10 protein-coding genes and 1 pseudogene are annotated in these 15,182 nt (G+C 45.8%); 10 read left to right on the top strand and 1 reads right to left on the bottom strand.

Annotated features, from left to right (window positions below; all coding sequences use genetic code 11):
• The first annotated feature begins 81 nt into the window (after nt 1-81).
• From ACFTRD_RS15280 to ACFTRD_RS15260, 5 genes are all read left to right on the top strand, one after another.
• Complete coding sequence (locus ACFTRD_RS15280) at nt 82-3,597, top strand: DUF4132 domain-containing protein (RefSeq protein ID WP_379381509.1); 3,516 nt, start codon at nt 82-84, stop codon at nt 3,595-3,597.
• Between the two features lie 4 nt (nt 3,598-3,601).
• The gene (locus ACFTRD_RS15275; protein WP_379381507.1) at nt 3,602-5,374 is read left to right on the top strand and encodes a hypothetical protein; all 1,773 of its coding nucleotides are present in this window, start codon (nt 3,602-3,604) and stop codon (nt 5,372-5,374) included.
• Nucleotides 5,361-5,639 (top strand): hypothetical protein, encoded by a 279-nt coding sequence (locus ACFTRD_RS15270; protein WP_379381505.1) that lies wholly within the window; start codon nt 5,361-5,363, stop codon nt 5,637-5,639. The genes ACFTRD_RS15275 and ACFTRD_RS15270 overlap by 14 nt, the downstream gene beginning before the upstream one ends.
• A 168-nt stretch (nt 5,640-5,807) precedes the next feature.
• Nucleotides 5,808-6,227, top strand: coding sequence for a sigma factor (locus ACFTRD_RS15265; protein WP_379381503.1), 420 nt, complete (start codon nt 5,808-5,810; stop codon nt 6,225-6,227).
• Between the two features lie 251 nt (nt 6,228-6,478).
• Entirely contained in the window at nt 6,479-8,986 is a 2,508-nt protein-coding gene (locus ACFTRD_RS15260) for a WG repeat-containing protein (protein ID WP_379381501.1), read from the top strand.
• Between the two features lie 163 nt (nt 8,987-9,149).
• Here the strand turns inward: ACFTRD_RS15260 and ACFTRD_RS15255 are convergent, their stop codons facing one another.
• Nucleotides 9,150-9,479, bottom strand: a complete 330-nt coding sequence (locus tag ACFTRD_RS15255; RefSeq protein ID WP_379381499.1) for a DUF2642 domain-containing protein — start codon at nt 9,477-9,479, stop codon at nt 9,150-9,152.
• Between the two features lie 310 nt (nt 9,480-9,789).
• Here ACFTRD_RS15255 and ACFTRD_RS15250 point away from each other — a divergent pair.
• The 5 genes and pseudogenes from ACFTRD_RS15250 to ACFTRD_RS15230 form a co-directional block, all read left to right on the top strand.
• Nucleotides 9,790-10,032, top strand: a pseudogene (locus tag ACFTRD_RS15250) (RDD family protein); the annotation flags it as partial.
• A 319-nt stretch (nt 10,033-10,351) separates the two neighbouring features.
• Complete coding sequence (locus ACFTRD_RS15245) at nt 10,352-11,977, top strand: extracellular solute-binding protein (RefSeq protein WP_379381497.1); 1,626 nt, start codon at nt 10,352-10,354, stop codon at nt 11,975-11,977.
• Between the two features lie 56 nt (nt 11,978-12,033).
• Nucleotides 12,034-12,957, top strand: coding sequence for an ABC transporter permease (locus ACFTRD_RS15240; RefSeq protein WP_379381495.1), 924 nt, complete (start codon nt 12,034-12,036; stop codon nt 12,955-12,957).
• Nucleotides 12,958-12,967: 10 nt separating this feature from the next.
• Nucleotides 12,968-13,849, top strand: a complete 882-nt coding sequence (locus ACFTRD_RS15235) for a carbohydrate ABC transporter permease (RefSeq protein ID WP_024631936.1) — start codon at nt 12,968-12,970, stop codon at nt 13,847-13,849.
• Between the two features lie 40 nt (nt 13,850-13,889).
• Nucleotides 13,890-15,011: a glycoside hydrolase family 88 protein gene (locus ACFTRD_RS15230; RefSeq protein WP_379381492.1), complete on the top strand. Its 1,122-nt coding sequence runs from the start codon at nt 13,890-13,892 to the stop codon at nt 15,009-15,011.
• Nucleotides 15,012-15,182 lie beyond the last annotated feature (171 nt).

Genomic DNA, 15,182 nt, shown 5'->3' with positions numbered 1-15,182 from the left:
TCGAATGATGCAAGTTGCTTACTTAATGGATTGGTTATATACAAAATCATGTATAAACTCATATTCAAGGAGGAATGTGTAATGCTTACCGCAGACCGTGCAGTGGAGGCTTTGGTGGAGAAGTTTGCAGAGGTGTGTTCCAACGAATATTCGTTGAAAACGGACCGGAGTTCGGAAATCGTCGATTATGTGATGGGAACGACGGACAAGTTCCCTGATATGCTGGGAAGTTCCACCCATTATGCCTACCAGACGATCGATGTACTCATGAAACTGGCCAAAAAAGATGACGGAGACATATTCTTTCGGGCTGGAGCCATTGTGATTCATATGGAATCCAATTATTCCAGAAGGAATTCGTGGAGAACCGATGGTTTTACGCTCTGTCTCGGGAACGACTCGGAAGCTTATGGACTGAGTGGAAAGAGCAAAAACAATGATCGTATCGCCGGGTTGCTGTACCGGTTGGAGAAAATCAATCGGTTTGCTGGAGAAAAGGAAATTCTGGATGAAATAAAGAGCAGATTGAAGGGGAATTTCCAGGATATAATCAATGGGATGATACTCCTTCGACTCTATTCAGATCTCAATGATAGCCCTGCTCATCTTGCCCAGGTGCAAGAGTTCACTCAATCTCTGCCAGCACTGTTTCAACATGTGATGACCAAGGATACAAGTAAGCTGCAGAACGAACTGCATACATTGATTGAGCCTCTGGTGGTTTACAATTTTCAAACCAAACATAACAGATCTGCATATGAATTGAATGCTGAATTCCTCCAGGAGAAGCATAGTCGGGTTATCGCTGAGAACTATTCGGATACTTCTCTTTCCAAAAAGGAACAACTCTCATACAGTGAGTTCGACAAAACGATGATCCTTCTGAGCAGTGCTTTGTTGTATATGGTTAACATCAGTGGAGGAAAACAACGTTTCCTAGATGACAAGAGTGAGACCGGTCGCATTTTGCTCGAAGCCATAAACCAATTACATGAGATCTATCCACTTGAAGTTCGGCGCTACTTGTTAAACATGGACCCAAGAACGAAAAATGCCAATGAGCTGTTGTTTGGGCTGATTCCTCTGGATGAGCCTTATCAGCTGATTGAAATGTTGCGTACTGAACTTGAAGCGTACACCATACCATGGAATTTTCTACAAACAGCAATTGTGAACGAACCGCAGCAGGCCATTCGTGCATACCACATATTAAAACCCCCATTCCTCAAATTGTGCATTCAAAAAATGATGGAGGACCGTGGAATCGCTCTACCAGATGCGGATGAAACTATCGAACAGGCGGTGTTCAGTGCGCTTCGGCATCCGTTAGATGGAGGGAGACAAGGGCTTGCGATTGCGCGATATTTGAACGGGGAAAGCTCACTTGAAGAATACTGGGAAGATCCGAATAGTCGTGGGCTGTTTAATAACCTGAATCGGGACAAAAGACGCGTTCATAATCTAATCAGCATTAGTTTCTTGCCCTTGGATTCGGAGGCAATGCGTCGGTTCGTGATTCTGACCACTTATCCCGAGTGGACATTGGATATTGTCTCAGATATGTATCAATCTTACGCGTTTAGCGGAGAGCAGCTGCTCGAACGGTACGGCCAAGATCCAGAGGTGAAACAAGATAAATTGCTGTCTAGCCTAATTTCGCTCAATGGCATGACCGATTACAAGTACAAATCGATGCCTCAGGATGAATATCGCCGGATCATTCAACAGAATCTGGACTATGCTATAGGCCAGTACAAGAAACTGCCAACGGATACACGCATTCTTGTTTTGGAAATTACTTTTGAACAACGTCATGAACTTTCGACAAAACAAGTAGCCGAAGCGATTCGTGCTGGCTTGCAAGATTCATCCAAAAAAGCAAATGGCGTGGCGTTATCTGAATTCAATCGGATTCCTGATCAGGACTTATATACCGCCATATATCGTTCAGAGAAAAAAGCGGGCGTGAAAGAAATGGCTCTGAGTGCTATTCGCAGTTTGGATCATAGCAAAGATATATATAGTGAGCTTCTGAAGGGCGAAAAGTCTGCAGATTGGAAGAACCTGATTCAAATTCTGCTGGATACCGCGGATCAAAGCCCAGAGTATGCTCATGCGGCGCTTGCCGATCAGGCAGATGCCAAAAAGCTGTCCAGACTAGGCTGGTTATCTCTAAAGGATTTGCCTTCTCTTGTGCGTTCAGCTGACAATCAACCATTAGATGATCGAATCAAGCAATATCTCTTGGTGCAATCGATAGATCATACCTCTGCGCCGAACGAAAGACTGAATGAACTACGAGAGTATGCAAGCGAAGGATCATTGGCTCGGTTTGCTAGCGAACTGCTTCAGTTATGGATACAGGATGGTGCTGTCGCGAAAGAGAAATGGGTAATGTACCTCTCGGCACTCTTTGGCGATAATCGAATTGTAAGTATATTGGCTCCACAAATTAAGGAATGGACAGAAAACAGCCGCGGCGCCATTGCAGCAGATGCTGTAAAAGTATTGGCCTATCTGAAGGAACCATCCGCTCTCATGGCGATTGACAAGATTAAACGTACCGTAAAGAACCGCCAGGTTAAGGGTGCTGCTGAAGAAGCGCTACAGCTTGCAGCTGAAAATATGGGACTTACCTCGGAACAGTTGGAAGACCGCCTCGTCACAACGCTTGGTTTTGATCAGAATGGAACGATGCAGCTTAGCTATGGGGAGCGTTCATTCCTGATTAAAGTCAATGGAGATCTGCAAGTCGTTGTTGTAAATGAAGAAACGGGAAAATCAGTGAAAAGCCTGCCAGCCCCTGCACAGAAAGATGATGCTGATCTTGCCGCACAGTCCAAGGCACGTTTCACACAACTGAAAAAAGATCTCAAAACAATGGTTACGATTCAAGCGCAGCGTCTGGAAGAATCACTGTCCAAGCAACGTCTGTGGACGGCTGGGGAATGGAAAGCACTGTTTGTTGAAAATGTAATCATGCAAAAGTTCGCTGTTGGATTAATCTGGGGCACGTATGAAGATGGTCAGCTGGTTAACACCTTCCGTTATATGGAGGACGGCACGTTTAATACCGTCGATGAGGATGAATATGAACTGCCTTCAGGTTCGCTGGTGGGACTGATTCACCCACTCGAACTGGACCAATCTGCGCTCGAAGGATGGAAAACACAGCTGGAGGACTACGAGATCAAGCAGCCGTTCGAGCAGCTGAATCGACAAATCCATGAACCTGAGGATGAAGACAAAAACAAGGTTGAATATGAGCGCTTGCCAGAGTCTGAGTTCTCTCCAACTGCCTTTCCCAAAGCGCTGGAGAAATACGGCTGGGTCAAAGGTCCGGCACAAGATGGCGGCTGGTTCCATGAATTTTACAAAGAGTACGGAGATCTTGTCGCAGAACTGCGTTTCAGTGGGACGAGTATCACGTATTATGAAGGGTTGGAAGAAATTACGCTGGAATCGTTGCATTTCTTTAAGCCTGGAAGTCAGAAACACTATTATTATGGCGATCATAAGGCTATTGCCTTGGGTGAAGTCGCAGGTCGTGTGTTCAGTGAGACAATCTATGATATTTTAAGAGCGTCAGGACGTTGATCACGTGAGTGGATTTGAACAGAAATTTCGGATATTTTCGATGCTGTGTACGGAGGATTATTTGATTCGGTATGCCAACAAGGGATTGTATAAACGATCTCTGAAAGAGCTGGACAATGGCGTGACTGTGCAATACACCTGGGATGAAGCATCCGTGAGTTGTCAGTTGAGTGATGGTATACAATGCACGCTAGAAAATACGCTGGACCAATGGAAATGCTCCTGTCCGGCAGATAATATCTGCAAACATATATTGATATCCATATTATATTATCAACGGGAACACCATGCAGAAGATACAGTGAATCAGGGAGAAGAAGCTTCATCAGCAGACTTCGAGTCTTCTTCTGATGTGGATGATCATGAGGCAGTTCAAATTCAAAATATACACTCCCTGGTAATGGAATCCCGCTTCCGCTGGATGATTGAATCGGATCTTGCTCCTTTGGTTAAATCGTATAGTTCTTCCTTGATCGAAGAGGTTTTGTTCCGGTTAAGGTATCCAGAACAGATTGAAGTAGTGGACGACTCTCTTCTAACGGTGCGTCTGGTGAAGCAAGAGATTGAGGTCTCGTTTACAGAAGAAGCGAGTCTGGCCAAGGCTCTGTGCAAAGTAAAACAAACGGCTGGCCATATGGCCAAGCTTGAAGCGCTGCTGCGGTACCGGATGCAACATGGTTTGAATGATACGGAAGCTTTAAGCGGAAAAGTCCATGATGCCAAATTTTCAATTGAAACCGTGCGGGAATGTCGCTCCATGCTGGCCGATCTGTTAAAGACGGGGCTTGCTCGTCTACCACAATCCTATATGGCCCAATTGGAAACACTGGCGATTGCGGCCCATAGTGGTCAACTGCCTGACGTGGAGCGGAGTTTACGCGGGATTCAGGGAGAATTGCAGTTGTTTTTTAACAGACATGTACGCTTCTCCATGCAGTCTATGCTTGATCGGGTGAGCAAATTGTATCTTGCACTCCAGGTACTTGAAGAAGAAAAGGTATCTGCGTTCAAGCAGAGCCAGCTCATTGGCCGTTTTCGCAGTAAATATTATATGGTCCCTGCACTGCATTTGTATGGTTTGGGTGCAGATGCGTGGGAGACACGATCCGGTTACCGTGGAATTACTTATTATTTCTATTGTTTTGATGATCAGGAAATATACACCTACAGTGATGTGCGGGCGGTATACTATAAAGATGATCAATTCTCATATACAGAGCATTACGGTTCCTTCACTCCATGGTTGCCCAATCTGACTTTTCGTCAATTTGCCGGGGAAGAGGTTCAGTTTCGTTCGGTGAAAGTAAATGAAGAGCACAGGCTGTCCTCGGGGGAAGGAGCGAAGCTTACGCTGTTGCCCCGAACAGGAGTGGAAGAGGTGAAACTGGGCAAGTACATGCAAGATGTAGCCTCTGTACTCGCAGAGGATTCACGCCCATGTGAGTTGTTTTCCGCTCCAAAAGAGCGACTGGCGATGATTAAGGTTGCCCGGGTTGTAGAACATCGCTTTAATAAGCAATCACAGGACCTTATTCTTACGATGGAGAGTGACAATGGCGAGACGTTGGACCTGACTCTTCCTTATTCAACGGAATGGCAGACCATGATCAAACGACTGGAGTCGGGTTATGGAGCAGGAACACTCGAACATTTTTATGCTTTTGTGCGTATAGAGCAACAACGGATATACCCGATCAGCTTCCTGAAGGGTCAAACAGTGATCAGTCTGAAACTGGATGCGGGCTATGGAAGGACGGGGAGATTTGGAAGACTATAGTCAGTTGATGCAGAAGATCAGCAGCTGGTCAGAAGAACTGTTGCTTCGCGGATTATCTCAATTTACACTGAGAGATATCGAAGTGCTGGAACAACTGGTTGTGGAAACCTTGAGGTTTCAGATGAATTTCCTTCGCGAAGTGTTGGAACACATGATCGAAGAGGGCCGGAGAATCGCTTTGGGAAACGGAAATGAGGGGCTTATGTTGCTTCATTATTGCCGCCTCACACAGTATGTACAGCTCAGCACGCAGGAAACTTCCTGAATCGATACACACTTAAAGAATTGCAGAAGCGTACGCCTCTGCAATTCTTTTTTATATGTATTGAGTAAATTGGGTTTTTGGATCGAATCTACTATAGAGTAACGTTTTAATGGAGATATCCGTAGCTTACTAACTCGTATATCACTCTATATGGAAGGGAGGGTAAGCATGAAGGAAGATCAGATCAGGAAAGCAGTTGCAAGGCGTGACCATGAAGCCATGGAATGGGTGATGAATCAGTATGCCGGATTGTTGTGGAAAATTGTTTATTCCATATTACATAATGCCTCATCTGAAGAAATTGAAGAATGTGTGGCAGACACCTTTTTTGCATTTTGGCAAAATCCACTTTCTTTCCAGCCGGAGCGCAGTAGTTTGAAAAATTATTTGGCAACCATAGCGAAGCACAAGGCCATTGCCGATATTCAATACTTCTTGAAGTACAAGCTAGTTTATCCAGGTGAAAAGGCCAGACGATTTTCTAAGGAACCTAGGACGTCTTATTTGGACTCCAAATATACTTTTTCAAACGTAAGGAACACCAGTCACCTTATTCCCAAAATTATCCTGGATAAACGCGGAAGATGACTCCGACTTTACGATATAGCGTGCCTCAAGTTCCTTCGTTTTCTAAAAGCACATCAAACCTCTAAATAACGTGTCTCAGGTTTGTTAGTGCTTACCCGCAAATGAAAGGGACGACTGAGACGGCCGGGTACCGTTAAAACAAAGATCTTCAACTTTTCGAAGTTAACGGTTATATTCGCTCCGAAGTCATATCCCCACTTAGGATGCATATCCATACATTAGGCGAATGCTGTCTTAAGGAGGAAATAGACATGTCTATGAGCGAACCTCTGTTAACACAAATTGTCAATCAACATATCCCGGCTGGCGCGACTGTCGTCACCATTGATAAACCGGTCAAACATCCGGCTATTTACGCTTCAGATCTGACGGGAGACGGAATGCCGGAGATCGCAGCCGTATATCAGCAAGGCGGAGAATTAATGCTGCTTGTTCTGAAATTTTACCAGGGTCACTGGATCAAGATGTCTTTGACCAAGGGTTTGGGATATGGTGTTACTTTGCTGACAGCGGCATCTGTGACATCCACGGCGAGAAATAATCTCATTGTGGGTTGGCAGATCGGTGCGATCTGGTCGAAGCTGGCTGTATACGATTGGACGGAATCAGGACTGACAGATCTGGCACCAGAAGATTTGTATTACAGCCATGCGGAAATCATTGATATGCCCGGTCACCACGGCAGAGATGGCAAAGTGGAGATTGCACTCTGGATTCATGACACAGGTGAAGCTTATCGGGTCGAGATCATCCGCTGGCAGAATGGGAAATGGGTTCAAGCAACAGATGTATACCCGTATTACTTTCCTAAGGTCGTACAGTATTACGAACAATTGGCAGAACAACATCCAGATTATACTTTCTATTGGTACTATCTTGCGGACGCGCAGTATAAAGCCGGATTATTTCCTGCTGCACTCGTTTCTGTTCAAAAAGCATTAAGCTTCAATGCCCCATACCCTTCACGGGAAGTTCTGCTTGAACTGGAAAAGAAGATTAGGCAGACCTTGGGCACAGAGGGTCATGCACATGAAACGACGTGGTTATTTCCCATCTCGGTTAGAACAACAACTGGAACCCGGTGGGGTTATATGGATGCCCAAGGTCGTATTCGACTTGAACCAATACTTGACGATGCCCAGAACTTTCAGTCCAACGGGCTTGCTGTTGTGATCATAGACGGGAAGGCTGGGGTCATCAATCTTAACGGCCAATTTGTCGTTCAACCTGTATACGATTCCATTAACTCTTTTGCAGAAGGCCGGGCCATCGTTATCGATTCCCAAGGGTTCAAGATGATTGATGAACAAGGCACAGTTCTTACCAAGCGGGCGTATCCGTTTATTGCCAATGTGAAGGACGGCCGAGCGCTGTTTTACCTTTCAGACAACAATCAGTCAGGCGGTGAGATCAGTCGTTACGGTTATTTGGACACCTCTGGAAATGAGGTAATTCGGGCTCAGTTCGCTTCAGCGAACGATTTTCAGGATGGCAAGGCCGTTGTGCAGATCAAGGAACATGAATTTGCGTTAATCAACCGAAATGGTCAGCAATTGGCGACGTATCCGTATGCCTATGTAGGACCTCTGGGTGACGGATTACTTGCATTTCAACAAGAGACATCGGGTAAATACGGGTATATCGACGAAAGTGGTCATATCCGAATTCAGCCGAGCTTCACCTCGGCATTTCCGTTCAGTGGTGGTCACGCTATCGTGAATACAGCTGAGGATTACAACTCCATCTATGGCGTTATTAATACACAGGGCACATTCGTCATCCAACCGGCCTACAATGATATTCGGGATCTGGGAGAGCATCGGCTGGCACTGGGGCAAGCGATTGACCCCAAACAGTCTTTTTTGGGTTCGGTCTATGCAATTGCGGATGAAAGCGGTAGAAGGCTTACGGATTTTGTATATACGGATGTATCGAATTACAAGGGAGGGCTGGCTTCAGCAACGAATGGAACGCAAACATTCTTTCTGGATCTGAGCGGGCGACCTGCATCTGGATTTCCCCTGGTTGAAGGTTCAGGTACATTAGAGGTAGTCGCTCCAGATTTGATTAAGGCGTATGTGGACCAGCGTGTATCCTATGTAAACCGGGCGGGGCAGATCATTTGGCGGCAAAATACGATCGTTCCACTCCACCCGCCGTACCGTGTACGTGAAGAGAAATATAAACCCAACCCGGACTATCTCGTGTATTACCCCCAGGTGGAAGGGTTAACGGATCAAGCCGCCCAGCTTGCAGTAAATGCCAAGTTAAAGGCGCTATCCCAAGTGAAGCCAATCCCTGCCGATCAGAAGCTGGATTACACGTACACAGGGGATTTTGATATTACGTTCTATCAGCAGCAACTGCTTCAACTCAAACTCACGGGTTATAACTACCCAGCTGGTGCAGCACATGGGATGCCTACGATGATCTATGCGATCATTAATCTGAGCAGCGGCCAGATGTATGAACTCAAGGATTTGTTTAAACCGAATAGTAATTATGTAAAGGTACTCAGCCAAATTGTAGGTGATCAGATCAAGAATGATCCGCAGTACTCTTATGTTTTTCCGGACACGTATGAGGGAATCAGCCCGGATCAGCCGTTTTTTGTTACAGCGGATGCACTGCATCTATATTTTAGCCCTTATGAAATCGCTCCTTACGTGGCGGGATTTCCGACATTTACAATTCCTTTTGCCCAAATCAAGGATATCATTAATACAGAGGGCTCATTCTGGAAAGCTTTTCATGCTTAAATGAAATGTTTCATCTTAGTGAAGCCACGAACAGACTTCACATAGGGGTGGATGAAAGCGGCTTTACCTCGCATATTATAAACATTTTTTTGCTCTATACCACAAAAGTACCCCATAAAGAGACTTTTATGAAGTGTCTAACTACAGGGTACGGTTTACTGCATCAGAGTGATGACTCTTTTGCTATTTCAAAATAAACGATTTCACATAATCGAATGTGATGCTTTTTTCCAAGAACATCAAGAGTTACGTGATCAGTGGAAACATCATCCAGAGTGCCTACCAATTTGCCGACAGTTGTCGTGATGACAATCTTTAACCCTATGTGTTGGAATAATAGCTCTGTGAATTTGGGCTCCACAGCTACTGTGTACATCACATAATTCGGTAATCCCAAAGTTTCCGTGCGTTGTGCATCTCTATTCCCATAATATTGCGGAGCTGTGGATAAGGCATAGTCCTGTGGATCTCCATAGTACTTGAATCTATACATGTGCTTCATCCTCCTTTGTCATAAATTGAATAAAACATCTATAACGTATGATAATACCTAAGGTGTTCCATGCCGGACTTCAAATGAAATGTGTTTGACTTGGTTTCAATGGTGTAATGCGGCAGTGATATGAATAGTATATACACCCAGATAGGTGATGGTGAATACCGCTTCGCCTTGGGTTTCTCAACCCATGTTGAGTTAATACAACAGAATGAAAGGAGTTAGAAATAACGTATTTATTAGTCTTTGTAGTAAAGAAAGTTTGGAGGAAACATTATGTATAAAGCAGGTTTTTGGATAAGGCTCGGTGCCAGTATTCTGGTACGGTAGAACGATAGGAAAACGCATCTGCGGAATTCGAATTCGAAAATACGATACACATGAGCCCCCTGGCATTGGAGCCATGTTGATGCGAGTTGTTGTGGCAGGAATTGTGTATGCCATAACGTTGGGCATTGGTTTCATTGTAAGTGTCATTATGGTGGCAGTACGTGAAGACAAACGTGCAATACATGATTTTATTGCAGGTACAGAAGTCGTATGGGACTGAAAATGAGAATTCGAGCTCTGACGCAATATTCCCTTATATTTCAATCAACTCATATTCACCCACGTTACAGACCATGAACGATGTTCATGGTCTGTTTTTTTGTGATGTCTGAAGAACAGTCACAAACCCGCGCCAGCACAGCTAATTCAAGAAATTGCAGATGAGGAGATAGAGAATTTGTTTATCGCTTTGGCTAAATGATCATTTGGTTTTGACGAAATCAACATGTCATTTCATCTTTTGCGAATATCGCTACGATGCCCTCACCCTTAATCTGAGGTAGAGCACAGACATTCCCAAAAGGTGGAGGATAAGGTCCATGAGAAGAAAAGTGTTATCTACGAGTTTGATGATCCTGTTATTAGGCACGACGATCCTGGGGTGTTCATCCGGAGACAGTACAGCGGGCGATACCCATAAAGGGACACCGAGCGGATCAACGGAAGCAACAACCTATCCGATTCAAACGGATAAGACGCTTACGTATTGGGGTGAAATTAACGGAAACCTGATTGGGGTCAAAAATTCGCATAGCGAAATTCCATTCTTTCAAAAATGGCAGGAAAAAACCGGCGTACCCCTCAAGTTCACGGCACCACCGACAGGTCAGGTCAGAGAATCCTTTAACGTGATGCTGGCATCCGGTGATTTGCCAGACATGCTGGAGTACAATTTCATCGGAGATTTCCCCGGTGGACCGGAGAAAGCCATCAACGATGGTTACATTCTCAAGCTGAACGATCTGATTGACCAGTATGCGCCAAACCTGAAGAAATACTTGCAGGAGAATCCGGACATCGACAAGATGGTCAAGACGGACAATGGCAGCTACTATGTATTCCCGTTCGTTCGGGGAGATGAGTATCTTCGTGTCTTCCAGGGTCCAATCATTCGTAAGGATTGGCTGGATGAGCTGGGACTGCCGGTCCCGGAAACGATTGATGAATGGACAACAACCCTGCGAGCTTTCAAAGAGAAAAAAGGCGCTGCCGCTCCGTTCTCTGTCGTAAGTAAGCCACGATTCTTTAACGATTCCGGGAATGGTGCTTTCCTCGGCGCCTTCGGTGTAAACCGCGGATTCTATCAGGAAGACGGACAGGTGAAATTTGGTCCGGCGGAAGAGGGGTTCAAAGCATACTTGTCGTTATTCCAGGAATGGTACAAAGAAGGTTTGATTGATAAAAATATCTCGACAGCGGATACCAAATCCGTTGACGGTAATCTCGCTTCGGGTGCTACTGGCGCCAGTGTCGGCAACGCAGGCGGAGGCATCGGCAAATGGCAGCCGCTTGTAGAAGCAAATGATCCGGATGCCGTTCTGGTCGCTGCACCATATCCGGTGCTTAACAAAGGTGATATTCCTAAATTCGGCCAGCTTAACCAGGGTTATGCCTCGGAAGGCACCGTTGCCATTACGACGGCAGCCAAGGACCCGGAACTTGCCGTTCGCATGCTGGATTATGGCTACAGTGAGGAAGGGCACATGTTCTTCAATTTCGGTGAAGAGGGTGTTAGCTATAACATGGAGGGCGATTATCCGAAATTCACGGATTTGCTGCTGAAGAATCCGGATAAACTGGCTCCGGCACAAGCGATTTCACTATATGCCCGCAGCAGCTATAACGGTCCATTCGTTCAAGACAAACGTTATGCCGAGCAATTTTTTGCATTGCAGACGCAGCGCGATGCCATTGATATATGGAAGAATACACAGGCCGCAAAATATAATCTGCCTTCAATCACCCCTACACCTGAAGAGAGTTCCGAATACGCGACCATTATGAATGATATCAACACACTCGTCGATGAGATGACCATCAAGATCATTCTGGGTAACGAATCGGTGGATCAATTCGAGAGTTATGTCGCGAAGATGAAGTCGTTACATCTGGATCGCGCCATTGAAATCCAGACAGCAGCACTCGAACGCTACAACAACCGGTAATTGTAAAAGGGGAGGGCTACAGCCCTCCCGATGGAAAAGAGGTGAAAAGGTACATCATGAGCAATCGTCAATCCTTCCGAAGCCGATTCGTCCGGGACTTCAAGATGAATAAGTATTTGTATATCATGATGATTCCCGTTATTGGATATTATTTAATATTTCATTACGGTCCGATGTACGGCGCAATTATTGCCTTTAAAGATTATTCTCCGATGAAGGGTATTTTGGGGAGTGATTGGGTTGGGCTGAAACACTTTGAAGAGTTTTTCAACAGTTATTATTTCTTGCGTGTTTTGAAAAACACCCTTCTCATCAGTTTGTATACGCTGCTCTTTGAATTCCCCGCGCCGATCATTCTGGCGCTGCTTATCAATGAAGTACGCAAGCGCACGTTCAAGCGGGTCGTTCAGACGATAACGTATATGCCTTATTTCATCTCTCTCGTCGTCATATGCGGTATTATTACGGACTTCACAAACGCAGATGGATTAATCAACCGTCTCATCATGATGCTCGGATATGACGGTCAGGCGATGCTGCAAAAGCCGGAGCTGTTCCGTCCGATCTATGTCTTGTCTGAAATATGGCAGCGGATTGGTTGGGAATCGATTATCTATATCGCTGCGTTAATGAGCATCGATCTGGAGCAGTATGAAGCGGCGAAGATCGACGGAGCGAGCCGTCTCAAGCAAATGTTCCACATTACGCTCCCCGGATTACTGCCTATTATTACAATCATGTTCATTCTCCGGATGGGTAATATGCTGAATGTCGGGTTTGAGAAAATCATTCTCCTTTATAATCCGGTGACCTATGAAACGGCTGACGTAATCTCTTCCTTTGTGTACCGAAAGGGATTGTTGGAGTTCGGATGGAGTTACAGCTCAGCAGTCGGTCTATTCAACTCGGTGATCAATCTCGTTCTTCTGATTTCGGCGAACTATATCAGCCGCAGAGTGAGTCAAAACAGCTTATGGTGAGGTGGTAACTTTGATTAAGGAAAGCGGTTGGTTTGACCGAATCTTTACGATTTTGAATTATACATTTCTAATTCTGCTTGTCATCGTCACCTTGTATCCGCTGCTCTACGTGTTATTTGCGTCCTTAAGTGATTCAGCGCAGCTGTTAGCAAACAAGGGTCTCCTGTGGAAGCCGGTCGGGTTTAGTCTGGAAGCATACAAGAGCGTACTTGCCAATCCAGGTATAGCCACAGGTTTCCGGAATACTTTGTTTATTCTTGTGTTCGGCGTTATCGTCAACCTGTTCATGACTGCGCTTGGTGCGTATGTGCTATCCCGTAAAAACGTGATGTGGAACAAGGTGTTTATGTTCTTTATCGTGTTCACGATGTTCTTCGGCGGCGGGTTGATTCCACTGTACCTGGTGGTAAAAGGCGTTGGACTGCTAGATACATTGTGGTCGACCATTCTGCCTTTTGCCATCAGCACGTTTAATCTGATCATCATGCGAACGTCGTTTATGGGCATCCCGGACAGTCTCGAAGAATCGGCCAAGATAGATGGAGCCAATCACTTTACCATTTTGTTCCGCATTATTATCCCGTTGTCCATGCCCGTCATTGCCGTGATGATTCTCTATTACGCAGTAGATAAGTGGAACGGATGGTTCTATGCGTCTGTGTTTATCAAAAGTCGGGAGCTGTTCCCACTGCAATTGGTGCTGCGTGAGATTCTGATCGCCAATTCCACGGAAAGCATGTCGGCAGGTGCATCGGCTGGAGATCGCTTCCAGATCGGGGAAACCATCAAATATGCGACCATAATGGTAGCGACGATACCAATCCTGTGCATCTATCCGTTTTTGCAGCGCTTTTTCGTGAAAGGTGTCATGGTCGGTTCATTGAAAGGTTAAATCTGAGAATTGAAGAAGCGGTGAGGAGGCATGATGTTACATGAGCGCATTAAATGAAGTGAACAAGGACGTCTGGGATCAGATCAAGAGCAAAGCTGACCAGATGCTTGCGGCCATAGGTCAGAAGTCTCCGCATGTCGCTGGCACGAATGGCATCTATGACGACATGAGAATCGATTGGTGGACATCGGGATTCTGGCCGGGCATATTATGGATTGTGTACGATATGACGGGTGATGAGAAATATAAAGAGGCTGCATGGAATTGGGATGAACGGCTTTCGGAACGTTTTCTTGAAAATAACTACTTCGATCACGACGTGGGCTTTCAGTTCCTGCCCACAGCCGTTATTAAATACAAGATAACCGGAGATGCCGATGTGGCTAGACGTGCCTTATTTGCTGCCAACTTCCTGGCAGGCCGCTTCAATACCAAAGGCAGCTTCATCCGGGCCTGGAATGGAGACAAACTGGGCTGGTCGATAATTGACACCATGATGAACCTGTCCTTGCTCTTCTGGGCATTGGAGGAGAGTGGAGATCCCCGTTTCGGCCATATCGCCAAAGCTCATGCGGATATGGTCATGAAGCAATTTGTCCGGGAAGATGGCTCGGTGCATCATATCATTCGTTTTGATCCCGAAACAGGTGATCGGGCAGAAGCGATAGGAGGACAGGGAGCAGCGCCGGATTCGGCGTGGAGTCGGGGAGCGGCATGGGCTTTATATGGATTAACGAATACGTATCGATATACAGAGGACCCGGCATATCTGGATGCTGCACAGCGTGTGGCGAACTTCTTCATTTCCAGCCTGCCTGAGGATAGCGTTCCGCATTGGGATTTCCGTGCTGAGCCGGAAGAAGGGGAGGAGATTCCACGGGACAGCTCCGCGGGTGCAATTGCAGCTTCGGGACTGCTTGAGCTTGCAGATGTACTTTCTGACGTGGAGGGCAGGATCTATGCTGCTGTTGCCAAACGTATCCTGAATTCCCTGCGGGATCACTATGGAAGCTGGAATCTTCCTGAGTATGAAGGCATCCTCCTGGAGGGGACCGGTCACAAACCGGCAGGTCAGAACGTGAATGTCTCTCTTATATACGGGGACTACTTTTATGTGGAGGCGAGTGCCAAATTGAACGGTTGGCAGCATCGCATTTTCTAAAAAACAATCTATGAACATTTTTAAAATAGACTCATTTTTCAAAAATGAATGGAGATAAATATGCGTGTTGGCCCAGATAGCCCGATAGACGAAAGTTGTCTTTTCGGGCTATTTGTGCTTGATTTAACGGGGGGAATCGGTGCTTGCTGCCCTTTTTGTCAATCGAATTGA

This window comes from Paenibacillus sp. NPDC056933 (genome assembly GCF_042674385.1).
In the GTDB taxonomy this organism is placed as follows: Bacteria; Bacillota; Bacilli; order Paenibacillales; family Paenibacillaceae; genus Paenibacillus.
The sequence above is the reverse complement of the archived record's forward strand: the minus strand, read 5'-3'. Positions and strand labels throughout refer to the sequence as shown.